This is a genomic window from Pyxidicoccus sp. M15 (assembly GCF_056858435.1).
The window spans coordinates 2,425,185-2,450,554 of the sequence record NZ_CM166495.1 but is presented as its reverse complement, the minus strand read 5'-3'; the positions used below and the strand labels follow the sequence as shown (position 1 = coordinate 2,450,554).

Here is a 25,370-nt window from a genome sequence, read left to right as displayed (position 1 = left end):
CACCCGGGGCGCGGCAAGCGTGCGCGAGGGCAGGACTACGCGGCGTTGACACCTCGCCGCCGAGTCCTGGCCACGCGAGGCACCGCGTCCACGCCCTGACACCCGGCACAGAAATACAGCCCCCGCCCGCCCAGCTCCTGCTTCCGCACCTTCGCGCCACAGCGTGGACACGGCAACCCGTTGCGGCCGTACACACAGAAGCGCTCCGCGCGCTTCTTCCCCGGCACCGCGTCCGCCACGGGCGGCGCCCCCGGGATGACGATGTGGCCGTCCTTCGCGCCGTCCGCCAGCATCCGCCGGAGCACCTCCCACAGCCGCGCGAAGCCCGCGTCGTCCAGCTCACACGCCGGCATCAGCGGCGGCAGGCCCGCGACGAACAGCCCCTCCGCGCGCAGGATGTTCCCCACCCCCGAGATTCGCGACTGGTCCAGCAGCGCCTGGGCCAGCGGCACACGCGTCCGGCGCAGCAGCGCCAGGGCCCGCTGGGGCACCGCGTCCGCGCGCAGCGGGTCCTCGCCCAGCCGCGCGCGCAGGGCGGCCTCCTCTTCCGGCGCCAGCAGCTCGCACGCATTGGGCCCCGCCAGGTGCAGCGTGGCGAACGGGGACACCAGCCGCAGCCGGCACGCCTCCGAGGGCCGGGGCGCCCCTCCCCGGAAGTGGCGGAAGAGCCCGAACAACCCCAGGTGGATGTGCAGCCGCACGCCACCTTCGAAGGTGTAGAACAGGTGCTTGCCGTGCGCCTCCACGTCCGTGAGCACCCGACCGGACAGGACGAGGGCCCCGTCCACGAAGCGCCCCTGCGGCGAGTCCGCCGTGAAGCGCCGTCCCACGAGCCAGCGGCGGTGCACCCGGGCAACCCGGTGGATGATGTTTCCTTCAGGCATCCCCCTGGGTAACCCACCCCCTTCCGCCCCGCCATCGGCCCCCCGCTGCCTGCTCGGCCTCCGGCCGGAGCGGCCCGCCCGGCTCCGTCCGCCTGTCCCCTGTCCTACATCTGAGGGGCCCCGGGCCGGGTTCCGGGACAGGGGCGACATTCAAGCCGTGCGGCACCCACACACGGCGCGTTAAATGGAGGCGCTCATGGACGACTCCAACTCCCGGTTGGTCGCGGCCCTGCTCGATGCCCGGCAGCGCCACTGCTTCCCCCCAGACGTGCGTCGCGCGGCCCCCGAGTTCGTCAGCCAGGTGCTCGGCCTGCTCTTCCCGCACTTCGCGGAGCGCCTGGAGTGCACCGCCGCCGCCGTGCGCCGCGACGTCACCACCGTGGAGGCCAGCCTCCACCGCATCCGCGAGACGCTCGCCCCGATGTACGCCGAAATCAGCCCGTCGCTGCCCGCGCGCTTCATGGAGCGGCTGCCCGACCTCTATGAGTGGCTGCGCCAGGACGCCCAGGCCATCTTCGAGGCAGACCCCGCCGCGCGCACCGTGGACGAGGTCATCCTCACCTACCCGGGCTTCTACGCCATCGCCATCTACCGCGTGGCCAGCGCCCTGCACGTGCTCGGCTTCCCACTGCTGCCGCGCCTGCTCACCGAGTACGCCCACCAGCGCACCGGCGTGGACATCCACCCCGGCGCCACCATCGGCCGGCGCTTCGTCATCGACCATGGCACCGGCGTCGTCATCGGCGAGACGACGCTCATCGGCGACAACGTGAAGCTCTACCAGGGCGTCACCCTGGGCGCGCTCATGGTGGAGAAGGCGCTGGCGGACAAGAAGCGCCACCCGACCATCGAGGACGACGTGGTGGTGTACGCCAACGCCACCATCCTCGGCGGAGAGACGGTGGTGGGCCGGGGCAGCATCATCGCCGGCAACGCCTGGCTCACGCAGAGCGTGCCCCCGCAGTCCGTTGTCACCCGCCGCAGCGAGGTGCGTCCCCGCGGCGCGGATGGAACGCTGGACGCACTCGAGTTCCACATCTGACCCGACGAGGCCCAAGCCATGAAGGCGAACAACATCCTGGAGACCATCGGTAACACGCCGCACGTGCGCATCAACCGACTGTTCCCCTCGCGCGTCACGGTGCACATGAAGCTCGAGCGCGCCAACCCGGGCGGCAGCATCAAGGACCGCATCGCCCTGTCCATGATTGAGGACGCGGAGAAGCGCGGCATCCTCAAGAAGGACAGCGTCATCATCGAGCCCACCAGCGGCAACACCGGCATCGGGCTCGCCATGGTGGCCGCGGTGAAGGGCTACAAGCTGGTGCTCGTCATGCCGGACTCCATGAGCATCGAGCGCCGCCGCCTCATGGCCGCCTACGGCGCCACCTTCGAGCTCACCCCGCGCGCCCAGGGCATGAAGGGCGCCATTGCAAGGGCGCAGGAGTTGGTGTCCCAGGTGCCCAACGCGTGGATGCCGCAGCAGTTCGAGAACGAGGCCAACATCGAGGTGCACCGCCGCACCACCGTGCAGGAAATCCTCAAGGACTTCCCGGACGGGCTGGACTACCTCATCACCGGCGTGGGCACCGGCGGCCACATCACCGCGTGCGCCGAGGAGCTCAAGAAGGTGTGGCCGAAGCTGAAGGTATTCGCGGTGGAGCCCGTCAAGTCGCCCGTCATCAGCGGCGGAGCGCCGGGCCCGCACCCCATCCAGGGCATTGGCGCGGGCTTCATCCCGAAGAACCTGCACAAGGAGGCGCTCGACGGCGCCATCCAGGTGAACGAGGAGGACGCGTTCGAGTTCACCCGCCGCTCCGCGCGCGAGGAGGGCATCTTCGTGGGCATCTCCTCCGGCGCCGTGCTGGCCGCCGTGAGTCAGAAGATTGGCGACATGCCGGAAGGCAGCCGCGTGCTGTGCTTCTGCTACGACACCGGCGAGCGCTACCTCTCCATCGAGACGCTCTTCCCCGCCCAGCAGTAGCCGCTTCAGCCCAGGCGCGTCCGCACCAGCTCCACCAACCGGTCCATCTCCTCGGGCAGGTTGTAGAAGTGGGGTGACAGGCGGACGCGCCCCCGGCGCACGGAGTGGGCGACGTCGCGCTCGGCGAGCCAGGCGCCCAGCGCCCGCGCGTCCCCGTCCGGAGGCAGGAAGGTGAGGATGCCCGCGCGGTGCTCCGGCGAGGGCCCCACATCGCAGCCCAGCCCGCGCAGCCCCTCCTCCACCCGCGAGAGCAGCGCGTGGATGCGCGTCTCGATGACGCCCACGCCCACCTCGTGCAGCAATTCCAGCGCGGCGCCCAGCGCGTAGATGCCGGTGTACGCGGCGCTGCCCTCCTCCAGCTTGAGGGCATCCGTGCGCAGCTCGAAGTGGCTGCGGTTGAAGTTCCACGCGTCGGTGGTGCTGCGCCAGCCCACCAGCACCGGGCGCAGTCGGGGCAGCACGTCCTTCGCCACGTAGAGGAAGCCGATGCCGGCGATGCCGAGCATCCACTTGTGGCTGTCCGCGCTGAGGAAGTGGATGCGGCTCTTCTTCACGTCCACGGGCATGCAGCCCACGCTCTGGATGCCGTCCACGCAGAACAGGACGCCCGCGCGCTCGCACAGCGCGCCAATCGCATCCAGGTCCGCGCGGTAGCCGGTGGCGAACTGCACGGAGGACAGGGCCACCAGCCGCGTGCGCGGGGTGAGGGCCGCGGCCACCGCCTCCGGGGTGACGCCGCCGGAGGACACCTCGATTTCGCGCACCGCCACGCCGCGGTCCTTCAGGTGCTGCCACGGGTAGACGTTGGACGGGTACTCCAGCGACGAGGCCACGGCCACCTCGTCCCCGGGCTTCCAGTCCAGCCCTTCCGCGACGAGGCCCAGGCCGTGGCTGGTGTTGCGCACGAAGGCCACCTCGCCGGGCTCGGCGTTGACGAGCCGCGCCGCCAGCCCGCGCACGTGCTCGCAGTGCCGCTCCCAGCCGCGCTCGTGCTTGATGCCGTGGTAGACGAGGTCGTCCATCCAGCCGCGCACGGCCTCGGCTGCCCGCAGGCTGGTGGGGGCCACGCCGGCATGGTTGAGGTAGAGCTGCTCCTGGAGGACGGGGAACAGGGCGCGGTAGGACTCGAGCGAGCGCGTCATGCGCGCGACTCTACCTGCTGGCCGCTTCACCACGGGTGCTTCTCGTGGGGGTGGTGTCCACCCCGTGGCACGCCCCCCTCCCTCCCGCGCGGCGGGCGGATGCGGTATTCGTCGGGTGCTGGCCACGAGACGAGGGCACCGCATGCGCCGAGAAGCCGGGGGAGCCGTGAGGAACACGCTGCTGGCGGGGCTCACGCTGCTGCTGGCGGGCTGTGCGGGCACCGTGCGCGCGCCCTACCCTCCCATTCGAGCGGACACGTCCCCGGCGGCGCTGGCGCGGGGCGCCACCATCTTCCATGCGAGCTGCGAGGCGTGCCACCGGGGCAACACCGAGACGGCTTCCGGCGCGCCGCTGCGGGAGCTGCCCTCGTACATGGGGAGCTTCTACGCGGCCAACCTCACGTCCCACCCGACGGCGGGTGTGGGCTCCGCGACGGACGAGGAGCTGGCGCGGGCCATCCGCTACGCGGTGAGCCGTGATGGGCGGTTGATGGTGATGCCCAGCTACGCCATGGGCGACGCGGACCTCGCGGCGGTGCTGGGCTTCATTCGCTCGGGGGACCCGTTGTTCGCCCCGGATGCGCAGCCGGCGCCGCGCTCGGAGTTCAGCTTCATTGGCGGGCTGGGCTTCCGCGTCATCACCGGCAACGAGCCCGTGGAGCGCCCCGCCTCGGGCATCCCCGTGCCGGCGAAGGCGGCCACCCTGGAGTACGGCCGCTATATGGCGCATGACGTGTACGACTGCGCGTCGTGCCACACCGACGGCTTCAGCCCGACCAAGACGGAGGGTGACGACGTCTTCGCCGGCGGCATGACCTTCCTGGACATGGAGGGCAAGAAGGTCCGCTCCAGCAACATCACCTTCCACGAGACGGGGCTGGCGCACTGGACGCTGGAGGACTTCACCCGCGCGGTGAGAGATGGGCTCGCCCCGGATGGCTCCGCGCTGCGCGCGCCCATGCCGCGCTTCCGGGGCATGGACGCGGTGGAGGCCCGGGCCCTCTATGACTTCCTGCGCTCCGTGCCCGAGCAGGACAACGAGGTGAAGGGGGCCCGGCCGCGCCTCACCGCCACCTCCGTGCGCCCGGCCTGGGAGGGGGCGAGCGCGGAGACGTCCGGGGGCACCGACGCGGACACCGCGAGCTCCGTGGCCGAAGCCGCCGCCCTGAGCCAGCACGAGGACGCCGCGAGCGCTCCGTCGTCCACGGGCTCCGGGACGGTGGCGGGAGCTCCAGCCGCCAGCGGCTCCGCGACCTCGAAGATGGGCCCTGGGGTGGGAAGCGCGGAGCCGAAGACAGGCACGGTGGCTCCCGCGCCGACAGCGGGCGGCTCCGTGGTCGCGAGCGCCTCGCCATCGAGCACGGGCGCGGTGGACACGGCCCCCCGCGCTTCCTCCACCGCACCGGCCCCCCAGCGCAAGCCCCGGGCCCCCGAGCCGAAGGTGGATGCGGCGAAGCTCTTCGTGCAGCTCGGCTGTGCGAGCTGCCATGGCCCCGGCGCCCGCTACCACGACCGGCTCGCGCGGGCCTCGGGCCGGAGCGACGCGGACCTGGTGCGCTGGGTCCGCAATCCTGAACAGTTCCTCCCGGGCACACCCATGCCCACCTACGCGGACCTGATTGACGAGCGCACCGCGCGGGCCCTGGTGCGCTGGGTGAAGGCCGGTGGCCCCGCCTCGCTGCCGTCCTCCCGCTGAAGTCCTCCGCCTCCGTCGTCGCCGCGCCGACCTGGGAAGGTGACGTGATTTCCACCCGGCCCGGGTGGGAAATGACGGGCGTAATTGCCAGAGAAAAGCCGGTGCGGCGTATCTGGAGTGGAAGTTCCTCGGGAGTGGTTCTTGGTTCCACCCCCGAGGCGCGTGCCACTCCGGTGCTAACCGGCCCCTGCCCCGGGGTGGCACGTGTGACTTCCATCCGCCATGCCTGTTGCCCCGCGCGTGCTCCCGAGGAGGGAAGGCTGCGCCCGGGGGCCGCCTCGCGTAGCGTGGGCCCCCCATGACGGAGTGCCTCCTCAACATCGACCTGGGCGAGCTGCCCGGGGAGGACGAGCAGCTCTACTCGCTCGCCCACGTGGCCAACATCGCCTGTGGCGGGCACGCGGGGGACGACGCGTCCATGCGCCGCGCGCTGGAGTCGTGCGCCCGCCATGGCACGCGCGCCGGAGCCCACCCCTCCTACGAGGACCGCGAGGGCTTCGGCCGCAAGGCCCTGGAAGTCTCGCCCGAAGTCCTGCGCGGCCAGGTGGCCGGCCAGTGCGCCCGGCTCGCGCGGCTCGCGGCCAGCCAGGGCGTGCCCGTGCGGTACGCCAAGCCGCATGGCGCCCTCTATCACTCGGCCAATGCCGCTCCGGAGCTGGCTCGCGCGGTGGTGGAGGGCGTGGTGGAGGCGCTGGGGCGGAGCATCACCGTCATCGGTCCGGGGACGGGCGCCCTGCGCGACGCGGCCCGGGCGGCGGGGCTCGCCTACGCGCGCGAGGGCTTCGCGGACCGGGGCACCCGGGCAGACGGCTCGCTCATTCCGCGCGGGCAGCCCGGGGCCGTGCTCACCGACGTCGCGAGGGCCCGGGAGAACACCGTGCGGCTGGCCACCGCCGGCACGGTGGACACCCTCTGCGTGCACGGGGACACACCGGGCGCGGTGGAGCTGGCCCGCGAGGTGCGCGCCACGCTGGATGCGCTCGCCCTGCGCGCGGAAGCCCTGGGCGAGGGCGCGCTGAGACTGGCGCTGCCGGAGGGCCTGGAGCGCCGGGCCGTGCGCGACGCCCTGAGCGCGCTGCCTCGCGTGGTGGACGCCGTCATCACCGAGGAGCACGCCTGCGTGTACTTCGACCCGGATGCGCCGCCCGAGGAACCCCGGCTGGCGCTCGCACGGCTGCTGCGGATGCCGCCGCCTCCGGACGCGCGCCCGCCCACCCTCCTGCGCGTGCGCTACGACGGGCCGGACCTGGAGGCGGTGGCGGCGCGCACGGGGTTGACGCGGGACGAGGTGACGCGGCTCCACGCGGCGCGCGAGTACACGGTGCGGTGCGTGGGCTTCCTGCCGGGCTTCGCGTACCTGGGCGAGGTGGACTCGCGCATCGTCGTGCCCCGGCTGGCCACGCCCCGCACGCGGGTGCCGGCGCTGGCGGTGGGAATCGCGGGCGGTCGCACGGGGGTGTACCCCTTCGCCTCGCCCGGCGGGTGGAACCTCATCGGCACCGCGCTGGACTTCACCGCCTTCACGCCGGAGCACGGCGCGGTGCTGCGGCTCGGGGACCGGGTGCGCTTCGAGCGGGTGGACTGATGGCGGGCTGGCTGGAAATCATGGGCGTGGGCGGCCCCGCCACGGTGCAGGACGCCGGACGGCCGGGGCAGATGCACCATGGCGTGCCCCCGGGAGGGGCCTGGGTACCGGAATTGCTGGCGCTGGCCAACCGCGCGGTGGGCAACCCGGGGGGCGCGGCGGCGCTGGAGACCTTCGGCAGGCTGGAGCTGCGGGGGCGCGGGCGAGGGATGCGCGTGTCCGTGGACGGGCGGACCTTCAGCGTGGCGGACGGAGAGGTCTTCACCGTGCCCGCCCCGGAGTCCGCGAGCGTGCGCTACGTCGCGGTGGATGGTGGGCTCGCGGTGCCGGAGGTGCTGGGCGGACGCGGCACGCTGCTGGTGGCACGGCTGGGCGGGCACGAGGGCCGGCTGCTGCGTCCGGGAGATGCGTTGCCGCTGGGCGACGGTGGCGGCGCGACGGAGACACTGGAGCTCGGGGATGCGCTGGACGTGACGGCGCCCATCCGGGTGACGCTCGGTCCGGACCTGGAGCGCTTCGGCGTGGCGACGCGGGCGTCACTGCTGGCGGACCCCTTCACCGTGTCCCCCGCGAGTGACAGGGTGGGAATGCGGCTGCGCGGGACGGCGCTGGCACATGGCGACGAAGGGGCCGGCACGTCGCGCCCCATGGCGCGCGGGGCCATCCAGGTGACGCTGTCGGGAGAGCCCATCGTCCTCGGGCCGGACCACCCCACGACGGGCGGCTATCCGCTCATCGCCACCGTCATCCGCGCGGACTGGGGCCGGCTCTGCGCGCGCCGTCCGGGCACACCCGTGCGCTTCGTCGCCGTCAGCGTCAAGGAAGCGTGCGAGGCGTGGCACCGGCACCTGGAGCGCTTCCGTCCCACCGTGTGACGGTCAGGGCGCCTCCAGCTCCGGAGGCCACAACAAGCCGAGGTCCAGTTCCAGGGCCTCGAAGGGCTCGGCCCGGATGCGCGCCTCGCCGGAGTACGTGCCGCGCTCCACCCATTGCCCCTCCTGCCGCCGGAACACCTCCAGCGTGCGAGCGGCCGGGTCCACCAGCCAGACGTACTCCACGCCCTCGCGCGCGTAGATCTCCCGCTTGCGCTTGCGGTCCAGCGACGCGGTGGACGGAGAGAGCACCTCGCAGACCCAGTCCGGTGCGAGGGTGAAGAAGGGCACTCGCCGCATCTGGGGCATGCGCTCACGCCTCCAGCCGGCGATGTCCGGAACCAGCACGTCCTCGCCGAAGTGCAGCTCGGGCTCGTCGACAATCCACCAGCCCTCTGGAGCCCGCTGTCCGGCCTGGAAGGTCGTGAACAGCAGTCCGCCAATCGCGGAATGCGCCACCGCATGCGGGCTCGCGGGCCGCGGCATGGCGATGAGCTCGCCGTCGATGAGTTGCCCGACCATGTTCTCGGGCAGCGCCTCGAGGTCCGCATAGGTCGCGCGCCGCTTCGTCTCGTTGCCCATCCCGATGCTCCCCTGTCCTCCAACATCCAACCCGTCCATCATCGGCCCCGCCTCCCAGGAGTGAAACCCCACCTTCCATGGTGTGTCCACTCCTTCCTACTCCCTGGGTCTGACAGCCGACCGGGCCCCCTGGCAAATCCCCTGCTTCGCGGCCCCCACCCACACCCCGGGTAGGAGTCGGTGCCGGGCACGCAACTTCAGTTCCTCAATGGCCGATACTGTCGGCATGAAGACGCCTGTCTCCGGACCCCGCATCCAGCCCCGCCCCAGCGAGACGCCCAAGCCGGCCGTCCCCCGCAATGAGGTGAAGCCCGCCCCGAAGGCCCCGGCCGCGCGCGCGGACTCGGTGGGCGTTTCGAAGTTCGACTCGGGCAAGGGCCGCGCGGGGAACGTGGCGCTGTCCTCTCCCGTCACCGCGCCCGCCGCGGGCGCCGTCGCCCCGGGCAGCTACCCCACCGCGGCGGACGTGAAGGCCATTGCCGCCATGAAGGACCCGGTGGCGCGCAACTACGCGATTACGCAGGGCTACCACGACCTGTCCGACGCCATGGGCAAGCTGGTGGGCGACGACAACGCCAACTGGGCCACCTTCGGCACGTGGGCCTCGAAGCAGGCCGGCGTGAGCATCCGCGGCGAGGACATGCCCAAGGTCTTCAACGACGTGCTCAAGGGCGCCGGCGGCGTCATGGGCCCCCTGGGCAAGGTGGACGACTTCCTGCGCAAGCTGGGCCTGCCCGCGCTGCCCCTCGGGGACATCGGCGCGGCCGGACAGCAGGCGCTCGCCCGGGTCAGCGAGGAAATCGCCGGCGGCAACCAGTTCGTCTTCAACGAGATTGGCCAGGAGTTCGCCCGCTTCGTCGACACCTTCAAGGGCGACACGAAGCCCGATCCGGCGAAGCTGCAGACGTACCTGGACAGCTTCCCCAAGGAGAAGCCGCTGCTGCGCGAGGCCTTCGGCCACTACGCGCAGGCGATGACCGAGAAGGACCCGAACAAGAAGGCCGAGCTGATGCTCCTGGCCAACAACAAGATTGGCCTGCACGAGCAGACGCAGCTGCAGCCCTACGTCGAGCGGGCCCTCAACGCGCCGGTGAAGGAGGTCTTCCGGAACATCCTCAAGCAGTCCGTCGAGGGTGCCATCAACGGGCTCCCCTTCCCCGCCAACCTCGCCGGCAAGGCCGCGCTGAAGTCAGGCGCCGTGGACGCGCTGCTCAACCCCGTGGTGGACGGCGCGGCGGGCGTGTTCCGGCGCATCGCCACCGAGCACATGATGAAGCTGGCCGTCCCCGGCGGCGCGCTCAAGATTGGCAATGACCTGCCCCCGCCCAAGGGCATGGAGTCCACCCTCTTCCCGCCGCACCTGCGCTCCATCCAGAACCCGGAGCTGAAGGCGCTGCTCGGCAAGCTGGACCACAGCCCCGACAGCCTGAAGGGCACCGGGGCCAAGGACTGGAGCCAGCTGGGCCAGCGGATGGACTACATCATCGACCTCTTCCGCACGCGCCAGTCGGACCCGCACCTGTTCGACCAGCCCTTCGGCCGCGCCACCACGTACCCGCTGCCGAACGCGCCCCGCTGAACCCCGCGAGCCCGCCCGGCCGTGCCCCAGGCGGCCGGCCAGGCGGCGACTTCCGACGCCGCCACACCTTGGGATGAGGCTCCGGAGTGACCAACTTAGGTCACTCCTATGGAGTCCATCGCCTGGTTCTTCATCATCGGGCTGCTCCTGGTGGCGATGGCGCTGGGCGGCTCCGTGCTCAAGCGCCTGCCACTGTCCACCTCCCTGCTCTACCTGGGCGTGGGCTTCGCGCTGGGGCGGCTGGGCCTGGGCCACCTGCACCCGCTGAAGCAGGCCGCGCTCCTGGAGCGCGTCACCGAGGTGGCGGTCATCATCTCCCTCTTCAGCGCGGGGCTGAAGCTGCGCCTGCCCGTGTCGGACCGGGAGTGGCGCGTCTCCCTGCGGCTGGCCCTCGGGGCCATGCTGCTCACGGTGGCCCTGGTGGCGCTGGTGGGCGTGAGCGCCCTCGGGCTGCCGCTGGGCGCGGCGCTGCTGCTGGGCGCCATCCTGTCGCCCACGGACCCGGTGCTCGCGTCGGACGTGCAGGTGTCCCACGCGCTGGACAGGGACAGGCTGCGCTTCGGCCTCACCGGCGAGGCCGGCCTCAACGACGGCACCGCCTTCCCCTTCGTCATGCTCGGGCTGGGCCTGCTGGGCCTGCATGAGCTGGGGACGGGGCTGTGGCGCTGGGTGGTGGTGGACGTGCTGTGGGCCGCGGCGGCGGGCCTCATGGTGGGCGTGGTGCTGGGAGACCGCGTGGGCCGGCTGGTGCTCTACCTGCGCAAGCACCACCGCGAGGCCGTGGGCCTGGACGAGCTGCTGGCGCTGGGCCTCATCGCGCTCTCGTATGGCACCGCGCTGCTGGTGAAGGGCTACGGCTTCCTCGCGGTGTTCGCCGCCGGCCTCGCGCTGCGGCGAATCGAACGCAAGCACACCGGCTCGCGTCCGGCGGAGCAGGTGGAGGAGGCCGCGCGCGCCGCGGACAAGCTGGAGGCGGCCACGAGCCCCGAGCACGCGCACGCGTACATGGCCAACGCGGTGCTGGGCTTCAACGAGGCGCTGGAGCGCATCGCCGAGGTGGCAGTCGTGGTGGTGCTGGGGTTGCTGCTGGCCGTCACGCCCTTCCCGCCGGAGGTGCTGTGGCTGGCGCCGCTGCTCTTCTTCGTGCTCCGGCCGCTGTCCGTCGTGCTGTCGCTGGTGGGCTCACGGACCGACCCCCACCAGCGGGGGCTGATGGCCTGGTTCGGCGTGCGGGGCATCGGCTCGCTCTACTACCTCTTCTACGCCATCGAGCACGGCCTGGAAGGCGGGCTCGCCCACCGGCTGCTCCCGCTGGTGCTGTGGGTGGTGGCCGTGTCCATCGCCGTGCACGGCATCTCCGTCACCCCGCTGATGAAACGCTACGAGGGGCGTGCGCACGAGCGGCGGCGCGAGGCCCCCGCATAGGCCTGGCTCACACCTCGTCCACGACGAACTGGTCCAGCCGGGCGATGCCCAGCTTCTTCATCCGGCTCTGCAGCGTGGACGGCTTGAGGCCCAGCAGCGCCGCCGCCCCACCCGGCCCGTAGACACGGCCGCGCGTGAGCGTCAGCACCCGCAGGATGTGCTCGCGCTGCACCGTCGCCAGCGTGGGCACCGCGCCCTGCTTCAGCGGCGCCTCCGCCGACGCGGCCTCCGCCACGGCAGCCCCGACACGGCCGTCCTCGGCCCCGGCGGCGCCGCGCACCGGCAAATCGAACGCATCCGGCCCCAGCTCCGAGCCGCGCGAGAGGATGGTGGCGCGCTCCAGCGCGTTGGCCAATTCGCGCAGGTTGCCCGGCCAGTCATACGCCTCCAGCCGCGCCAGCCCGGCTGGCGTCACCCGCATGCCCCGCCGGCCCGTGCGCAGGGCCTGCTCCTCCAGGAGGAAGGCGCACAACTGCGGCAGGTCCTCGCGCCGCTCGCGCAGGGGCGGCAGCCGCAGCGGGAAGACGCTCAGCCGGTAGTAGAGGTCCTCGCGAAAGCGCTTCTGCGCAATCGCCTGCTGCAGGTCCACGTGCGTCGCGGCGAGGATGCGCACGTCTGCGCGCACCGTCCTGTCGCCGCCCACCGGCTCGAAGGTCTTCTCCTGCAGCGCCCGCAAGAGCTTCGCCTGCAGCTCCACCGGCAGCTCGCCAATCTCGTCCAGCAGCAGCGTGCCCCCGTGCGCCATCTGGAAGCGGCCCGCCCTGTCGCGCGTGGCCCCGGTGAAGGCGCCCTTCACGTGGCCGAACAGCTCGCTCTCCAGGAGCCCCGCCGGAATCGCCGCGCAGTTGAGGGTGACGAAGGGCTCGTCCGCCCGCGCGCTCCACCGGTGGATGGCCCGCGCCAGCCGCTCCTTGCCCGTGCCCGTCTCGCCCGTAATCAGCACCGGCGTGTCCGTCTCCGCCACCTGCCGCGCACGACGCGACAAGTCCCTCATGATGGGGCTCAGCGACGTCTCGAGGATGCCCTCCGACTCACCGCCGAGCTGCGCCTCCAGCAGCTTCGCGTGCTCGTGGTCCTGCCGGTGCATCTGCTCGAAGGTGGCCCGCTGCTCCGCGGCCTGAATCGCCGTGGCCAGCATCTGCCCGTACACCTCCACCAGGTCCACCACCGGCTGCGGGTACGTCTCGCACTCGGCCCTGTCCAAGGACAGCACGCCGTAGCAGCGCTCGCCCGCGCACAAGGGCACCACCATGCACGAGTGCCCCGGCGGCAGGTCCAGCACGCCGTCGAACGGGTCCCCGTCCCCGTGCGAGTGGTCCTCCTCCGTGAAGGCGCGCGCGCGCCGCGTCTCCAGCGCGTGGCGCAGCGACGGGAACTCCGCCAGGTTGAGCGAGTGCTGCCGCACCTTCGCGTTGGCCAGGGGCCCTCGCGCGGCCACCGAGACGAGGCGGCCCTCCTTCAGGAGGAACACCGTCGCCAGGTCGAAGCGCACCACCCGCGTCAGCCAGTCCAGTCCCCGACGGAGCAGGTCCCCCACCGAGTCTTCCGTGGTTGCCAGCTCGACCAGGTCCCGAGCATCCTGCGCGCCTTCGATTCGGCCTGACATTTCGTCCGACATGATGCACGAGTAATAGCGGTCCACCGAAATTGCAGTGGCGAAACCCACCGAGATTTCGTTATTCACCGGCCCGCTGGCACCGACCCGTCGGGGGGAGTTTTCAACCCCCTGGAATCACTGAAGTCACAGACTGGCACGGGGCCTGCTTTAGAAGTTGGCACATCACACATTCCCTGGGACGTCCATGAGGGCGCCCCCCAACCCCCAAGGAGTCGTAATGCTGACCGTTGGCGACAAGATCCCGAACTTCAAGGTGAAGGCCACCGTGTCCCTGGAGAAGGGCAAGGAGTTCCAGGACATCACGAACGAGACCTACAAGGGCAAGTGGCTGGTGCTGTTTGCGTGGCCGAAGGACTTCACCTTCATCTGCCCCACGGAGATCGCGGAGTTCGGCAAGAAGAACAAGGACTTCGCTGACCGCGACGCGCAGGTGCTGGGCCTGAGCACCGACAGCGAGTTCGTGCACCACGCGTGGCGCACGCACCACCCGGACCTCAAGGGCCTGCCCTTCCCGATGCTGGCGGACCTGAAGCACGAGCTGTGCAACGCGCTGGGCATCCTCCACAAGGAGGAGGGCGTGGCGCTGCGCGCGACGTTCATCGCGGACCCCGAGGGCATCATCCGCCACGTGACGGTGAACGACCTGTCCGTGGGCCGCAACGTCTCCGAGACGGTGCGCACGCTGGACGCGCTCCAGACGGACGAGCTGTGCCCCTGCAACTGGACCAAGGGCGAGGAGACCCTCACCCAGAAGCTGGCGAAGGCGGGGTAAGGCACCATGGCCTCGCTCGAAGTCGTCCGCTCTGAGCTGGCGGACGCCCACAAGGACACCCGCCTCAACCTCCAGGCCGTCCTGGAGGGAGGGAGCCTCACCCCGGAGCAGCGCTGGGGTGTGGCCGTCGCTTCCGCCTTCGCCGTGCGTAACGAGCGGCTGAAGGAGGCGATGCTCAACGAGGCGAAGAAGGCCCTGACGAATCCGGAGCCGGTCATCGAGGACGCGCGTGCCGCGGCGTCCCTGATGGCGATGAACAACGTCTACTACCGCTTCCGGCACATGATCGGGAAGGAGTCCTACTCGACCAAGCGCGCCGGGCTGCGGATGAACCGGCTCGCGCAGGTGCTGACCAACAAGGTGGACTTCGAGCTGGTCTGCCTCGCGGTCAGCGCCATCAACGGCTGCGAGATGTGCATGCAGTCCCACGAGAAGGTCGTCCTCGAGGGCGGCCTCTCCGAGGAGCAGGTGCACGACGCAGTCCGGGTCGCGGCGGTGATTCACGCCGCGGCGGTGGGCCTGGAGTCTTAAGCCCTCCTGTCGCGAGACATCGCAACTGATTCAAGGCGCCCTCCGGTGGAAACACCGGGGGGCGCTCCTTTTCCGGCTGCCGGGCATCTGAACTGGCAAAGCACACGAGAAAGAAAAGGAACGACACCATGTACCGAAGCCCCAGCCCCCTCCCCGAGAAGGCCCGCTCCGCCATCGCCGAGTCGCTCAACGCCCGCCTGGCCGACGGCCTGGACCTGCACTCGCAAATCAAGGTGGCCCACTGGAACATCAAGGGCCCGCAGTTCGCCGCGCTGCACCCGCTGTTCGAGACCTTCGCGGTGAGCCTGGCCAACCACAACGACTCCATCGCCGAGCGCGCGGTGACGCTGGGCGCGAAGGCCTACGGCACCAGCCGCCACGTGGGCAAGACGAGCCGCCTGCCGGACTACCCGCAGGAGACCTCGAAGGACATGGAGCACGTGAAGCTGCTGGCCGAGCGCATCGAGGTCTACCTGGACGGCCTGCGCCAGAGCCGCAAGACGTTCGAGGAGAACCAGGACACGGACTCGGTGGACCTCGTCACCGGCATCATCACCGAGTTCGAGAAGCACGCCTGGTTCCTGCGGGCGTCTCTGGAAGGCTGACGCACCGCGCGTGAGGCACCGCGCACCCGGGGCAGGCCCGCCCGGAGTGTGCAAGGTGCTTCACGCACCCGGGGTGGCCATGCCGCCTCTTCTCAAGGGGTTGCGTGGGGCACGGGGGTTGCTCTGGAGGGGTGCGAGTCCCACCACCCCAGGAGCGCCCCATGCGACGCATCGCCTGTCTGTCCCTCGCTGTCCTCACCGCCGCCTGCGGCGCGGAGACGCCCACGAAGGAGGAGGTGGACGCCGCGCGCGCCACGGTGGAGCGCGCCGTGGCCGCCGCCCACCAGGCGCGCGGCGCGCTGGAGGTGCTGGGCGTGCTGCCGGTGTACACGTGCGGCGAGCCCCGGCGCTCCTTCGTGAGCCGCGCGGCGGAAGGGGTGCATGCGCGGTACGCGTGCGCCACCGCCACGGTGGAGGCCCACGACGCGGTGACGGACGCGGTGGTGATGCGGTTCGACGCGGGTGGCTGCGACATCCACGGCCTGCGCTTCACCGGGCAGGCGGCCTTCCTCTACCGCGGCGGTGAAGACCTGATGGAGGTGCACGCGGACCTGCGCGGCCTGACGGTGGACGGGCACAACCTCCAGGCAGAGGTCGGCTACGGCACCTGCGGCGACGAGACGCGCCTGTTCGCGGACGTGGAGGGCGGCGTGCCCGGGCGTGAGGGCCACACCTTCCACATCGACGGCCGGGTGGGCCTGCGCGGCGGCGTGCCCGTCATCGGCGGCTCGGAGATGGTGCTGGACGGGCCCGGCACGCTGACGGGCCCGGACGGCACGGACCGCCTCACCCTCACCTCGCTGCTCTATGACGTGGGCCAGTACCTGCCGAAGGAGGGCACCGCCGTCCTGGAGACCGCGGACGGCCACCGGCTGGAGGCCCGGTTCCAGGAGGTGCTGTGGCGCGTGGGCAAGGTGGAAGTCACCGTCGATGACAAGGAGCCGGTGACGGTGCCCATCGTCCGCTAGCAGGCACTTCAGTCCCGGGACGCGCGCGCTCGACTTCCGCTAGGGTGTGCCGCCGTGAGCGACGACGTCACGATTCCGGCCTTCCGCTCCGTGCCCCGCACGGGCGTCATCTACGTCACCGCCGAGGCGAGCCGCCGCGGCTACCGTTCCAGCGACCCCGAGTGGTGCAACCTGGGCCAGGGGCAGCCGGAGACGGGGGAGCTGCCCGGCGCGCCGCCCCGGCTGGGCTCGGTGAACATCGACGTGGCGGACATGGAGTACGCGCCCGTCGCGGGGCTGTGGGAGGTGCGCGAGGTCATCGCGAGCCTCTACAACAAGCTCTACCGCAAGGGCCTGCCCAGCCAGTACAGCGCGGAGAACGTGTGCCTGTCCGGCGGCGGGCGCGCGGCCCTCACCCGCGCGGCGGCGAGCCTGGGCTCGGTCAACCTGGGCCACTTCCTGCCCGACTACACCGCCTACGAGGAGCTGCTGGACGTCTTCAAGGCGTTCACCGCCATCCCCATCCTCCTCGAGGGCGACCGCGGCTACGCCTTCACCTCCGAAGACTTGCGCCGCGAGGTGCAGGGCCGCGGCCTGTCCGCCCTGCTCTTCTCCAACCCCTGCAACCCCACCGGCAAGCTGGTGCAGGGGGACGAGCTGGCGCGCTGGGTGGGCGTCGCGCGCGAGCAGGAGTGCTCGCTGCTCATCGACGAGTTCTACTCGCACTACATCTGGACGGGCCGCCCCGGGCACCTGCCGGTGGAGAGCGCCGCGCGCTACGTCGAGGACGTGAACAAGGACCCCATCGTCATCTTCGACGGCTTCACCAAGAACTGGCGCTATCCGGGCTGGCGCATGACGTGGACGCTGGGGCCGCGGCAGGTCATCGAGGCGGTGTCCAGCGCGGGCAGCTTCCTCGACGGCGGCGGCAGCCGGCCGCTGCAGCGCGCGGCCATTCCGCTGCTCCAGGAGGATCTGGTGGTGGCGGAGACGCTGGCCATCCACAAGACGTTCCGCGAGAAGCGGGACATGTTCCACTCGCGGCTGGAGCGGCTGGGCATCCGCACGGACCGGGCGCCGGACGGGACGTTCTACGTCTGGGGCAACGTGTCCGGCCTGCCCCCGCCGCTCAACGACGGCATGGGCTTCTTCCGCGCCGCGCTGGAGCAGAAAATCATCACCGTGCCCGGCGAGTTCTTCGACGTGAATCCCGGCAAGCGCCGCGCGCGGCGGCCCTCGCGCTTCCGCAACTATGTGCGCCTGTCCTTCGGCCCCTCCATGGAGGTGCTGGACAAGGCGCTCTCGCGGCTGGAGGCGCTGGTGCTGCACCAGACCCACGCGCCCCACTCCGCGCCGCCGAAGCCCTGACGGGCCCGGGCGGCCTCACCGCGCCGAGCGGACGGCCCCGGGCTCGGGGACGGTCCACAGGTACAGCGTGCGGCCGCCCTCCTGGATTTCCTTGTCCGGCTGCCAGTCCCCCATGTCGAAGCCGTGGGACACGATGCGCGTCCCCGGCTTCAGCTCGGCCAGCAGCTTCGGCTTGAGGCGCTCGTTGACGGAGGGCAGCAGGTACAGTGTCACCACGGTGGCGTCCCCGATGTCCGCGTCGAACAAGTCCCCCTGGCGGAACTCCACCCGGTCCTCCACGCCCGCGTTTCGCGCATTCTCGTTCGCCTCGGCAACGCGCTCGGGGTTGATGTCCACGCCCACCGCCCGCGCCGCCCCGTGGCCCTTCACCGCGGAGATGACGATGCGCCCGTCCCCGCTGCCCAAGTCGTAGACGACGTCTCCCGGCTTCACCCCCGCCAGCTTCAGCATGCCCTCCACCGCGGGCTCCGGCGTGGGGACGAAGGGCACCTCCGGAGCCTTCTGCATGGCCGTCTCCGGCGGCTCCGGAACCTGGATGGACTGTTGGACGTCGACGTCCTGCGCGAAGGCCGTGGCTCCCACCACGAGCGACAGCATGAGGATGGAGCGCTTCATGTGACCTCCTTCGGTCTCTGCAGCCTGGGGAAGAGCCGCGCGCGGCGCGGGCTGCCACGCGGCGTGCGGCGGGTGCGGGCCACCTCCACGGCGAGCAGCACGCCGCCGGTGCCCAGCACGGCCAGCCCCGCCAGCGCGCCGGGCCCGGTGTACGCGATGCTCGAGTAGAGGACGTACGCACACAGGCCGATGAAGACGAGCGGCGTGAGCGGGTACAGCGGCACGCGGAAGGGGCGCGGGGTGTCCGGCTCGCGCACGCGCAACACCAGCAGCGACACCCCCGTCAGCAGGAAGAAGAGCCAGAAGACGGGCGCCGTGTACTCCACCATCGTCTGGAAGCCCTGCCGCGTCATCGCCCCCAGCCCCACCAGCGCCAGCGTCACCGCCCCCTGCACGAGCAGCGCGCGCGTGGGCGTGTTGGCCCGCGCGTGCCACTTCCCCAGCCCGTTGAAGAGCACGCTGTCGCGCCCGAAGGCGTAGTGCGTGCGGGCGCCGGTGAGCACCGTGGCATTGGCGGAGGTGAGCGCGGAGATGGCGATGAGCACGCTGATGGCGACCGCGCCCCCGGTGCCCAGCGCCCGCGCCATCAGGTCCGCGGCCACCGCCTCCGAGCCCGCCATCCCCGCGTGCCCCAGGCCGCGCAGGTACGCCACGTTGACCAGCAGGTACAGCGCCGTCACGAAGCCCAGGCTCGCCAGCAGCGCCCAGGCGAGGCTGCGCCGCGTGCCCCGCACCTCCGCGGACAGGTAGGCCACCTCGTTCCACCCGCCATAGGTCAGCAGCACGAACACCATGGCCAGCCCCCACGACGTCGTCGCGGGTGCCGCGGTGGCCACGGGTGCCGCCGCCGCGGGGGCTTCCGGTGCGAGCAGCAGCCCCGCGATGCTGATGGCCACCACACCCAGCACCTCCAGGACGGTGAGCAGGTTCTGCGTGCGCGTGCCCTGCCGCAGCCCGGCGATGTTCACCGCCGTCAGCCCCACCACCATCGCCGCCGCGTACACGGCGGACGAGTGCGGCCCCAGCGGGACGAGCTGCGAGGCGTAGTCCCCGAAGACGAAGGCCAGGAGCGCGATGGAGCCGGTGGGAATCACCGTCAGCCGCGCCCACGCGAAGAGGAAGGCGGGCCCGCGCCCGAGCGCGCGGTGGAGGTAATGGTACTCCCCGCCCGCGTGCGGCCAGGTGCTGGCGAGCTCCGCGTAGCAGAGGGCCCCCACCAGCGAAGCGACGCCGCCCAGCAGCCACGCCAGCAGCATGGCCCCGCCGCTGCCCGTCTGCGCCGCCACCAGGGACGGGGCCTTGAAGATGCCGGCCCCCAGGACGATGCCGACGGTGAGCGCCACCGTGTCGAAGATGCGCAGCGAGGGCGAGGGGGCCGCCGGGCCCTCCCGGGATGCCGGTGCTCGCCGGCTGCTCGCCATCGCCTGCTGCTCCCGCATGGAGTCGCTCCCGACTGTCCGCCGCACGCAACAAGCTGCGCCCGGGGTCCAGGCCCCGCGAGCCATGCGACTTCCGGTCACCCGGCCTGTGCCCATGCGCCGTGGGGCTCCGCCGCGCCCTCGTGGAGGGGGCACCACGGGCGGACGGGCGGGCGCCGACTCCCGCGCCCGCCCGCGCGCGAAGCCCTATGCTGCTCGGGCCATGAGACTTCCGTCATCCCGGCTGATGCTGCTGAGCATGCTCTACCTGGTGCAGGGCATGCCCTTCGGCTTCCAGTCCACCGCGCTGCCCGTGTACCTGCGCACGCAGGGCGTGGCGTTGACGACCATCGGCTTCGCCAGCGCGCTGTCGCTGCCGTGGGCGCTCAAGGCGCTGTGGGCGCCCCTGGTGGACCGGTATGGCTCGGCGCGCGTGGGGCGGCGCCGCTCCTGGATTCTCCCCATGCAGCTGGGACTGGCGGCCAGCTGCGCCCTGGCGGCCTTCGCGGCCTCGCGCGAGGCCATGCCACTCCTGTTCGGGCTCGTGCTGCTGATGAACCTCTTCGCCGCCACGCAGGACATCGCGGTGGACGGCTTCGCGGTGGACACGCTGCGGCCGGACGAGCTGGGGCTGGGCAACACCGCGCAGGTGGTGGGCTACAAGTTCGGGATGATGTTCGCCGGGGGCGGTGTCATTGCCTGGACGGGCAACCGCATCGGCTGGCCGGGCCTGCTGCTCGCCATGGCGGCGCTGAGCCTCGCCGCCTTCGTCGTGATGCTCTTCGCGCGCGAGCCCGCCCCGCGCGAGGGCGCCGCCACCCCGCGCGTGGACTGGGACGAAGTCTTCGGCCGGCTCAAGCAGGCGCTGCTGCTGCCCGGCACCGGCTGGCTGCTGCTCTTCGTCCTCACGTACAAGCTGGGCGAGAGCATGTCAGACGTGCTCTACAAGCCCTTCCTCGTGGACGCCGGTATTCCCGCCGCGCGCATCCTCCTGTGGGTGGGCACGTGGGGCACCGTGGCCTCCATCCTCGGCTCCGTGGCGGGAGGGCTGCTGGCCTCGCGCATGCCGCTGCTCGGCGCGGTGGCCCTCACCGCCACGCTGCGGGTGGTGCCGCTGGTGGGCCGGTGGCTGCTCGCGACGGCCGGCGTCAGCGACGCGGGCGTCATCGGCGTCACCATGGCGGAGGAGTTCTTCGGCGGCGCCCTCACCACGGTGATGTTCGCCTTCATGATGTCGCGCGTGGACCGCCGCATCGGCGCCACGCACTACACGCTGCTGGCCAGCCTGGAGGTGTGGGGCAAGGCTCCCGCCGGCCCGCTCGCAACCTGGCTCGCGGACCCGCGGCACGGGCTGGGACTGGGCTACCCGCGCGTCTTCATGCTCGGCATCGTCCTGTCCGTGGCCTTCCTCGCCCTGCTGCTGCCGATGCGACGCCAGCGGCGCACGGCCACCCCGGCCAGCGTTCCCACCTGAGCCACGGTGACAACGGTTCCGTGGTGATAGGAATTCTTGAAACATACGCGATACATGAATGTCGCGTGAGACATGTCAGGCGTGCGTGTTAACTGCGGAGCGGCAACGTTGCCCCCATCCGCGGGCCCCCCGGCCCGCGAGAGGTCCACCGCATGTCCTCCTCACTGAAGTCGCTCCTGGGCGGTGTCGTCCTGCTGGCCGCGCCCCTGGCCCTCGCCGGCAGCACCACCACCATCCCCGCCTTCGACGCGAAGATTGCCACCGCGCGCACGGCCACCAGCCCGGGCAGCACCACCGTCACCCGCGACGAGATGTCCGGCGCGCTCCGCACCTTCATCGAGTTCGATGACGGCGTGGTGGACGCCGCCGAGCGCGCGTACCTGGGCACGAAGGTAAGCAACACCGCCTTCCTCACCGGCGTCGAGGAGACGGCGAAGAAGTTCCTCACCGACTTCTACGAGCTGAACGACGCGGCCACCACGCCGGCGCCGCTGTCCCTGTACTGGCTGCAGGACTCGCCCGAGGACCTGTACGGCGCGGGCGGCCCGCTGGCGGACGCCTCCACCATCCTGGAGGGCTTCATCCCCTACGGCCAGGGCGTGGCCAACCAGCTCACGCTGCTCGAGACGCTCAAGTCCACCCAGGAGTTCGGGTACGGCGCCCCCAACAGCAGCTTCTACCCCATCACCGAAGCCGAGCTCCTCACCACGCTCTCCGGGACGGCTGGCTACGACTACGAGACGCCCTCCCAGGACGAGGTGAATGGCGCGGCGGCCTTCATCACGCAGATTTCCCGCAACAGCCAGCGCCTCTACCAGGCCAGCTGGGCCTGCTTCCGCGGCTGCCAGGGCGACGTGGGCGGTTACGTCATCGCGGCGGTGAGCACCGACCGGCGATTCGTACGCGTGGTGAAGGTCATCACCTGGGTCGAATAGGGCGCAACCTCCGCTCGCATTTTACGAGAATCCAAGGCATTTCCCAGGTCCGCGCCTACCCCCCGTAGGGGCGGGCCTTCACCCAAGGCAGGCTCATCCATGCGTAATCCCCCCCTCCAGGCGCTCCTCGCGGGCGTCACGCTGCTGGTGTCTCCAGCGGCCCTGGCCGGCACCAGCACGTCGGTCCCCACCTTCGAGGCGCGAATCGCCTCGGCCCGCACGTCCACCAGCCCGGGCGGCACCAGCGTCCTGCGCGCGGAGATGATTTCCGCGCTCGACGCCTTCCGCTCCGACGACTCGACGGTGGACACCGCCGAGCGCCAGTACCTGGGCACGAAGCTGTCCAGCAGCACCTTCCTCACCGGCATCAGCGGCCCCGCGAAGAAGTACCTGCAGGACTTCCACGAGCTGGAGGACGGCGCCAGCACCCCGGCGCCGCTGGGCTCCACCGCCGTGACCACGCCCGCCGCGCAGCTGTACGGCGCGAACGGCCCTCTGGCGAGCACCTCCGTCATCCGCGAGGGCGTCATCCCCAGCGGCCAGGGCGTGGCCAACCAGGTGACGCTCACCGCGACGTACGACACGTACTTCAACGACGGGTATGACGACCCGGTCCATTTCGAGCCCATCTCCCTGAACGAGCTGACGCTCGAGCTCAAGCGGAGCGTCGAGGGCGGCACGCCGACGTCCGACGAGGTGGACGGCGCGCTGGCCTTCATCACCGAAATCTCCCGCAACAGCAGCCGCCTCTACATCGCCTACTGGCACAGCTGGGGCAGCAGCGGCGGCCCCGGCGAGTCGGCGGGCCGCATCATCGCGGCGGTCAGCAGCGACCGTCGCTTCGTGCGGATGGTCAACCTCACCTCGTGGGCGGAGTGATTCACATGAACAGCTCTCTCAAGTCGCTCCTCTCCGGCCTCGTCCTCCTGGCCTCGTCCACGGCCCTCGCCGGCAGCGCCACCACCATTCCCGCGTTCGACGCGAAGATTGCCACCGCCCGTGGCGCGTCCAGCCCGGGCGGCACCACCATCACCCGCGCGGAGATGCGGGGCGCGGTGGACCTGCTCATCAACGACGACAACCAGGTCGACGCCGCCGAGCGCGCGCACCTGGGCGCGAAGCTGGCCAGCACCACCTTCCTCACCGGCGTCAACGGCTCGGCGAAGAAGTACCTCAGCGACACGTACGAGCTGAATGACAACGGCACCGTCGCGCCGCTGGGCAGCTACCCCGTGGCCGGGACGCCCGCCGAGCTGTACGGCGCCACCGGCAGCCTCGCCTTCGCCTCCGTCATCCGCGAGGGCTACATCCCCAACGGCCAGGGCGTGGCCAACCAGGCGACGCTGGTGGAAACGTTCAACGCCAATGCCGGCGGCTACAAGTGGGCGAGCTACTTCACGCCCATCACCACGCAGGAGCTCATCGCGACGCTCGGCGCCAACTACTACGCCACCCATGCCACCGTGGACGAGGTGGAGGGCGCGCTGGCGTACATCTACCAGATCTACCGCAACAGCAACCGGCTGTACGTCGCGGGCTGGTCCGGCAGCTACCACAGCGGCTACATGAATGGCTTCGTCGTGGCGGCGGTGAGCAGCGACCGGCGCTTCGTGCGGTTCGTGGAAGTGATTACCTACGGCGAATAGCCGCGCGCCAGGTGACACCTCCGGCCGGACGGCGCACGCCTCGCGCCCTCCGGCCGGAGTCTTTTCAGGGCCTCAGGCCCGCGACAGACGGCGCCACGTCACGCCGGCGAAGAGGAGCGCCGCGGCAGCGGGAAGGCCCCATGGAAGAGACCTCCGCAGGCGGTGCTCCCAGACGTCCACCCGGTCCGCGAGCAGCAGCACCATCCAGTGCCGCGCCCAGTGGTCGGGGTAGCCGTACGCCGCCTTGCGCAGCACGCCGCTCAGGCCCTTGGGGGGCTGCGCGGTGCCGTACACCGGCGGCATGTGCTTGCGCCCCGCGTGTTTGTAGACGGGCACCGCGGAATGCTGCGGAGTAATCGGCACGCGCGCGCCGGCCAGCGGCTGCACGGCGGTCTCCATGGGGACGCCGGGACGGCTGGACGGCTCCAGGTCCGCGCCGGCGCCGGGAATGGGTCTGTCGGGCATGGCTCGCCTCCTCCTCTTCGTTGTCGTCGTCATGCGTGGCCGTGGGGAGCGAGGACGCACTTGATGCACCCGTCGCGCTTCTGCGCGAACAGGTGGTAGGCCTCCGGCGCCTGCTCCAGCGAGAAGCGGTGGGAGATGATGGCCTTCGCATCCACGCGGCCCGAGCGGATGTGCTCCAGCAGGTGCGGCATGTAGCGGCGCACGTTGCACTGGTTCATCCGCAGCGTGAGCCCCTTGTTCATCGCCGTGCCAATGGGGATGAAGTTCCACGGCGGGCCGTACACGCCGACGATGGAGACGTTGCCGCCCTTGCGCACGGTGTTGATGCACCAGGTGAGCACCGTGGGCGCGCCCGCCTCCATCTTCAGCCCCAGGCCCAGCACGCGGTGCGCCCTCGAGCCCTCCGCCTCCATGCCCACCGCGTCGATGCAGACGTCCGGGCCGCGGCCCTCGAACATGTCCTTGAGGTAGAGGACGATGTCGTCCACCTCCTTGAAGTTCACCGTCTCCACCTTCGCGAAGTGCGCGGCGAAGGCCAGGCGCTCCGGCACGTGGTCCACCGCAATCACCCGGCCCGCGCCCATCAGCCACGCGGACTTCATGGCGAACAGGCCCACCGGGCCGGCGCCGAACACCACCACCGTCTCGCCGCCCTTGATTTCGCCCATCTCCGCGCCCTGGTAGCCGGTGGGGAAGATGTCGCTGAGGAACAGCACGGACTCGTCGTCCATGTCGTCCGGAATCTTCATGGGCCCCACGTCCGCGAAGGGCACGCGCACGTACTCGGCCTGCCCGCCGTCGAAGCCGCCCGTCGTGTGCGAGTAGCCGAACACGCCGCTGGCCACGTCGCTGGCCGGGTTGCTGTTCTCACAGTTCCCCGTCAGGCCGCGCTGGCAGTAGAAGCAGGTGCCGCAGGAGATGTTGAAGGGCACCACCACCCGGTCGCCCTTCTTGAGCTGCGTCACCTCGCGCCCCGTCTCCACCACCTCGCCCGTGAATTCGTGGCCGAAGGTGCAGCCCACCCGCGTGTCCGGGACGAGCCCGTGCAAGAGGTGCAGGTCCGAGCCGCAGATGGCCGCGCGAGTCACCTTCAGGATGACGTCCTGCGGGTGCTCCAGGCGGGGGTCCGGCTTGTTCTCCACTTTGACCCGGTAGGGTCCCTGGTAGGTCAGTGCGCGCATCGAGCGGTGTTCCTCCGTCCCCTACGGGTGAGGATGCGCACCGCGT

General features: G+C 71.2%; 24 protein-coding genes. 16 read left to right on the top strand and 8 right to left on the bottom strand.

Annotated features, from left to right (window positions below; all coding sequences use genetic code 11):
* Nucleotides 1-35: 35 nt before the first annotated feature.
* The gene (locus ACX9TP_RS09890; protein ID WP_482979474.1) at nucleotides 36-884 is read right to left on the bottom strand and encodes an Fpg/Nei family DNA glycosylase; all 849 of its coding nucleotides are present in this window, start codon (nucleotides 882-884) and stop codon (nucleotides 36-38) included.
* 196 nt (nucleotides 885-1,080) lie between these two features.
* Between ACX9TP_RS09890 and epsC the strand changes: the two genes are divergently transcribed.
* A complete protein-coding gene (epsC, locus tag ACX9TP_RS09885; protein ID WP_482979473.1) occupies nucleotides 1,081-1,926 on the top strand; it encodes a serine O-acetyltransferase EpsC in 846 nt (281 codons plus the stop codon).
* Between the two features lie 18 nt (nucleotides 1,927-1,944).
* On the top strand, nucleotides 1,945-2,868 hold the full coding sequence (cysK, locus tag ACX9TP_RS09880; protein WP_482979472.1) for a cysteine synthase A: 924 nt from the start codon (nucleotides 1,945-1,947) through the stop codon (nucleotides 2,866-2,868).
* Nucleotides 2,869-2,873: 5 nt separating this feature from the next.
* On the opposite strand, the gene ACX9TP_RS09875 is transcribed toward cysK, so the two are convergent.
* On the bottom strand, nucleotides 2,874-4,010 hold the full coding sequence (locus ACX9TP_RS09875) for an aminotransferase class V-fold PLP-dependent enzyme (RefSeq protein WP_482979471.1): 1,137 nt from the start codon (nucleotides 4,008-4,010) through the stop codon (nucleotides 2,874-2,876).
* A 142-nt stretch (nucleotides 4,011-4,152) separates the two neighbouring features.
* On the opposite strand from ACX9TP_RS09875, the gene ACX9TP_RS09870 reads away from it, so the two are divergent.
* From ACX9TP_RS09870 to ACX9TP_RS09860, 3 genes are all read left to right on the top strand, one after another.
* Nucleotides 4,153-5,706, top strand: a complete 1,554-nt coding sequence (locus tag ACX9TP_RS09870; RefSeq protein WP_482979470.1) for a c-type cytochrome — start codon at nucleotides 4,153-4,155, stop codon at nucleotides 5,704-5,706.
* Nucleotides 5,707-6,004: 298 nt separating this feature from the next.
* Nucleotides 6,005-7,291: a LamB/YcsF family protein gene (locus ACX9TP_RS09865; RefSeq protein ID WP_482979469.1), complete on the top strand. Its 1,287-nt coding sequence runs from the start codon at nucleotides 6,005-6,007 to the stop codon at nucleotides 7,289-7,291.
* The gene (locus ACX9TP_RS09860; protein ID WP_482979468.1) at nucleotides 7,291-8,166 is read left to right on the top strand and encodes a 5-oxoprolinase subunit C family protein; all 876 of its coding nucleotides are present in this window, start codon (nucleotides 7,291-7,293) and stop codon (nucleotides 8,164-8,166) included. The genes ACX9TP_RS09865 and ACX9TP_RS09860 overlap by 1 nt, the downstream gene beginning before the upstream one ends.
* 3 nt (nucleotides 8,167-8,169) lie before the next feature.
* On the opposite strand, the gene ACX9TP_RS09855 is transcribed toward ACX9TP_RS09860, so the two are convergent.
* Nucleotides 8,170-8,745, bottom strand: a complete 576-nt coding sequence (locus ACX9TP_RS09855) for a Uma2 family endonuclease (protein WP_482979467.1) — start codon at nucleotides 8,743-8,745, stop codon at nucleotides 8,170-8,172.
* Nucleotides 8,746-8,971: 226 nt separating this feature from the next.
* On the opposite strand from ACX9TP_RS09855, the gene ACX9TP_RS09850 reads away from it, so the two are divergent.
* Together ACX9TP_RS09850 and ACX9TP_RS09845 are read left to right on the top strand one after the other, a co-directional pair.
* Nucleotides 8,972-10,324: a hypothetical protein gene (locus ACX9TP_RS09850; protein WP_482979466.1), complete on the top strand. Its 1,353-nt coding sequence runs from the start codon at nucleotides 8,972-8,974 to the stop codon at nucleotides 10,322-10,324.
* 108 nt (nucleotides 10,325-10,432) lie between these two features.
* Nucleotides 10,433-11,749 carry a cation:proton antiporter gene (locus tag ACX9TP_RS09845; RefSeq protein ID WP_482979465.1) on the top strand — a complete coding sequence of 439 codons (1,317 nt, stop codon included), beginning with the start codon at nucleotides 10,433-10,435 and terminating at the stop codon, nucleotides 11,747-11,749.
* Nucleotides 11,750-11,756: 7 nt separating this feature from the next.
* Here ACX9TP_RS09845 and ACX9TP_RS09840 read toward each other — a convergent pair whose 3' ends face one another.
* Nucleotides 11,757-13,367, bottom strand: a complete 1,611-nt coding sequence (locus ACX9TP_RS09840) for a sigma 54-interacting transcriptional regulator (protein WP_482979464.1) — start codon at nucleotides 13,365-13,367, stop codon at nucleotides 11,757-11,759.
* Nucleotides 13,368-13,584: 217 nt separating this feature from the next.
* Between ACX9TP_RS09840 and ACX9TP_RS09835 the strand changes: the two genes are divergently transcribed.
* The 5 genes from ACX9TP_RS09835 to ACX9TP_RS09815 all read left to right on the top strand — a co-directional run bounded on the left by ACX9TP_RS09835 (nucleotide 13,585) and on the right by ACX9TP_RS09815 (nucleotide 17,590).
* The gene (locus ACX9TP_RS09835) at nucleotides 13,585-14,139 is read left to right on the top strand and encodes a peroxiredoxin (RefSeq protein ID WP_482979463.1); all 555 of its coding nucleotides are present in this window, start codon (nucleotides 13,585-13,587) and stop codon (nucleotides 14,137-14,139) included.
* Between the two features lie 6 nt (nucleotides 14,140-14,145).
* Nucleotides 14,146-14,670: a carboxymuconolactone decarboxylase family protein gene (locus ACX9TP_RS09830; RefSeq protein ID WP_482979462.1), complete on the top strand. Its 525-nt coding sequence runs from the start codon at nucleotides 14,146-14,148 to the stop codon at nucleotides 14,668-14,670.
* Between the two features lie 128 nt (nucleotides 14,671-14,798).
* The gene (dps, locus tag ACX9TP_RS09825) at nucleotides 14,799-15,275 is read left to right on the top strand and encodes a DNA starvation/stationary phase protection protein Dps (RefSeq protein WP_482979461.1); all 477 of its coding nucleotides are present in this window, start codon (nucleotides 14,799-14,801) and stop codon (nucleotides 15,273-15,275) included.
* A 161-nt stretch (nucleotides 15,276-15,436) separates the two neighbouring features.
* Nucleotides 15,437-16,243 carry a hypothetical protein gene (locus ACX9TP_RS09820; RefSeq protein WP_482979460.1) on the top strand — a complete coding sequence of 269 codons (807 nt, stop codon included), beginning with the start codon at nucleotides 15,437-15,439 and terminating at the stop codon, nucleotides 16,241-16,243.
* A gap of 54 nt (nucleotides 16,244-16,297) precedes the next feature.
* Complete coding sequence (locus ACX9TP_RS09815) at nucleotides 16,298-17,590, top strand: pyridoxal phosphate-dependent aminotransferase (RefSeq protein WP_482979459.1); 1,293 nt, start codon at nucleotides 16,298-16,300, stop codon at nucleotides 17,588-17,590.
* A 15-nt stretch (nucleotides 17,591-17,605) separates the two neighbouring features.
* Here ACX9TP_RS09815 and ACX9TP_RS09810 read toward each other — a convergent pair whose 3' ends face one another.
* Together ACX9TP_RS09810 and ACX9TP_RS09805 are read right to left on the bottom strand one after the other, a co-directional pair.
* Nucleotides 17,606-18,205: an SAM-dependent methyltransferase gene (locus ACX9TP_RS09810; protein WP_482979458.1), complete on the bottom strand. Its 600-nt coding sequence runs from the start codon at nucleotides 18,203-18,205 to the stop codon at nucleotides 17,606-17,608.
* Complete coding sequence (locus ACX9TP_RS09805; protein ID WP_482979457.1) at nucleotides 18,202-19,644, bottom strand: APC family permease; 1,443 nt, start codon at nucleotides 19,642-19,644, stop codon at nucleotides 18,202-18,204. Before ACX9TP_RS09805 ends, ACX9TP_RS09810 begins: the two co-directional genes overlap by 4 nt.
* A gap of 202 nt (nucleotides 19,645-19,846) precedes the next feature.
* Here ACX9TP_RS09805 and ACX9TP_RS09800 point away from each other — a divergent pair, with 202 nt between their 5' ends.
* The 4 genes from ACX9TP_RS09800 to ACX9TP_RS09785 all read left to right on the top strand — a co-directional run bounded on the left by ACX9TP_RS09800 (nucleotide 19,847) and on the right by ACX9TP_RS09785 (nucleotide 23,678).
* Complete coding sequence (locus ACX9TP_RS09800; RefSeq protein WP_482979456.1) at nucleotides 19,847-21,097, top strand: MFS transporter; 1,251 nt, start codon at nucleotides 19,847-19,849, stop codon at nucleotides 21,095-21,097.
* 152 nt (nucleotides 21,098-21,249) lie between these two features.
* Nucleotides 21,250-22,032, top strand: a complete 783-nt coding sequence (locus tag ACX9TP_RS09795; protein WP_482979455.1) for a hypothetical protein — start codon at nucleotides 21,250-21,252, stop codon at nucleotides 22,030-22,032.
* 99 nt (nucleotides 22,033-22,131) lie between these two features.
* A complete protein-coding gene (locus ACX9TP_RS09790; protein WP_482979454.1) occupies nucleotides 22,132-22,911 on the top strand; it encodes a hypothetical protein in 780 nt (259 codons plus the stop codon).
* Nucleotides 22,912-22,916: 5 nt separating this feature from the next.
* Entirely contained in the window at nucleotides 22,917-23,678 is a 762-nt protein-coding gene (locus ACX9TP_RS09785) for a hypothetical protein (RefSeq protein ID WP_482979453.1), read from the top strand.
* A gap of 72 nt (nucleotides 23,679-23,750) precedes the next feature.
* On the opposite strand, the gene ACX9TP_RS09780 is transcribed toward ACX9TP_RS09785, so the two are convergent.
* Nucleotides 23,751-24,143, bottom strand: a complete 393-nt coding sequence (locus ACX9TP_RS09780) for a hypothetical protein (RefSeq protein WP_482979452.1) — start codon at nucleotides 24,141-24,143, stop codon at nucleotides 23,751-23,753.
* Nucleotides 24,144-24,172: 29 nt separating this feature from the next.
* Nucleotides 24,173-25,324 (bottom strand): zinc-dependent alcohol dehydrogenase, encoded by a 1,152-nt coding sequence (locus ACX9TP_RS09775; protein ID WP_482979451.1) that lies wholly within the window; start codon nucleotides 25,322-25,324, stop codon nucleotides 24,173-24,175.
* Between the last annotated feature and the right edge of the window lie 46 nt (nucleotides 25,325-25,370).

Excerpts from the sequence above, each read along its gene's own strand:
- ACX9TP_RS09890 (WP_482979474.1), bottom strand. The coding sequence starts at position 884 with ATGCCTGAAGGAAACATCATCCACCGGGTTGCCCGGGTGCACCGCCGC.
- epsC (WP_482979473.1), top strand. The coding sequence starts at position 1,081 with ATGGACGACTCCAACTCCCGGTTGGTCGCGGCCCTGCTCGATGCCCGG.
- cysK (WP_482979472.1), top strand. The coding sequence starts at position 1,945 with ATGAAGGCGAACAACATCCTGGAGACCATCGGTAACACGCCGCACGTG.
- ACX9TP_RS09875 (WP_482979471.1), bottom strand. The coding sequence starts at position 4,010 with ATGACGCGCTCGCTCGAGTCCTACCGCGCCCTGTTCCCCGTCCTCCAG.
- ACX9TP_RS09870 (WP_482979470.1), top strand. The coding sequence starts at position 4,153 with ATGCGCCGAGAAGCCGGGGGAGCCGTGAGGAACACGCTGCTGGCGGGG.
- ACX9TP_RS09865 (WP_482979469.1), top strand. The coding sequence starts at position 6,005 with ATGACGGAGTGCCTCCTCAACATCGACCTGGGCGAGCTGCCCGGGGAG.
- ACX9TP_RS09860 (WP_482979468.1), top strand. The coding sequence starts at position 7,291 with ATGGCGGGCTGGCTGGAAATCATGGGCGTGGGCGGCCCCGCCACGGTG.
- ACX9TP_RS09855 (WP_482979467.1), bottom strand. The coding sequence starts at position 8,745 with ATGGGCAACGAGACGAAGCGGCGCGCGACCTATGCGGACCTCGAGGCG.
- ACX9TP_RS09850 (WP_482979466.1), top strand. The coding sequence starts at position 8,972 with ATGAAGACGCCTGTCTCCGGACCCCGCATCCAGCCCCGCCCCAGCGAG.
- ACX9TP_RS09845 (WP_482979465.1), top strand. The coding sequence starts at position 10,433 with ATGGAGTCCATCGCCTGGTTCTTCATCATCGGGCTGCTCCTGGTGGCG.
- ACX9TP_RS09840 (WP_482979464.1), bottom strand. The coding sequence starts at position 13,367 with ATGTCGGACGAAATGTCAGGCCGAATCGAAGGCGCGCAGGATGCTCGG.
- ACX9TP_RS09835 (WP_482979463.1), top strand. The coding sequence starts at position 13,585 with ATGCTGACCGTTGGCGACAAGATCCCGAACTTCAAGGTGAAGGCCACC.
- ACX9TP_RS09830 (WP_482979462.1), top strand. The coding sequence starts at position 14,146 with ATGGCCTCGCTCGAAGTCGTCCGCTCTGAGCTGGCGGACGCCCACAAG.
- dps (WP_482979461.1), top strand. The coding sequence starts at position 14,799 with ATGTACCGAAGCCCCAGCCCCCTCCCCGAGAAGGCCCGCTCCGCCATC.
- ACX9TP_RS09820 (WP_482979460.1), top strand. The coding sequence starts at position 15,437 with ATGCGACGCATCGCCTGTCTGTCCCTCGCTGTCCTCACCGCCGCCTGC.
- ACX9TP_RS09810 (WP_482979458.1), bottom strand. The coding sequence starts at position 18,205 with ATGAAGCGCTCCATCCTCATGCTGTCGCTCGTGGTGGGAGCCACGGCC.
- ACX9TP_RS09805 (WP_482979457.1), bottom strand. The coding sequence starts at position 19,644 with ATGCGGGAGCAGCAGGCGATGGCGAGCAGCCGGCGAGCACCGGCATCC.
- ACX9TP_RS09800 (WP_482979456.1), top strand. The coding sequence starts at position 19,847 with ATGAGACTTCCGTCATCCCGGCTGATGCTGCTGAGCATGCTCTACCTG.
- ACX9TP_RS09795 (WP_482979455.1), top strand. The coding sequence starts at position 21,250 with ATGTCCTCCTCACTGAAGTCGCTCCTGGGCGGTGTCGTCCTGCTGGCC.
- ACX9TP_RS09790 (WP_482979454.1), top strand. The coding sequence starts at position 22,132 with ATGCGTAATCCCCCCCTCCAGGCGCTCCTCGCGGGCGTCACGCTGCTG.
- ACX9TP_RS09785 (WP_482979453.1), top strand. The coding sequence starts at position 22,917 with ATGAACAGCTCTCTCAAGTCGCTCCTCTCCGGCCTCGTCCTCCTGGCC.
- ACX9TP_RS09780 (WP_482979452.1), bottom strand. The coding sequence starts at position 24,143 with ATGCCCGACAGACCCATTCCCGGCGCCGGCGCGGACCTGGAGCCGTCC.
- ACX9TP_RS09775 (WP_482979451.1), bottom strand. The coding sequence starts at position 25,324 with ATGCGCGCACTGACCTACCAGGGACCCTACCGGGTCAAAGTGGAGAAC.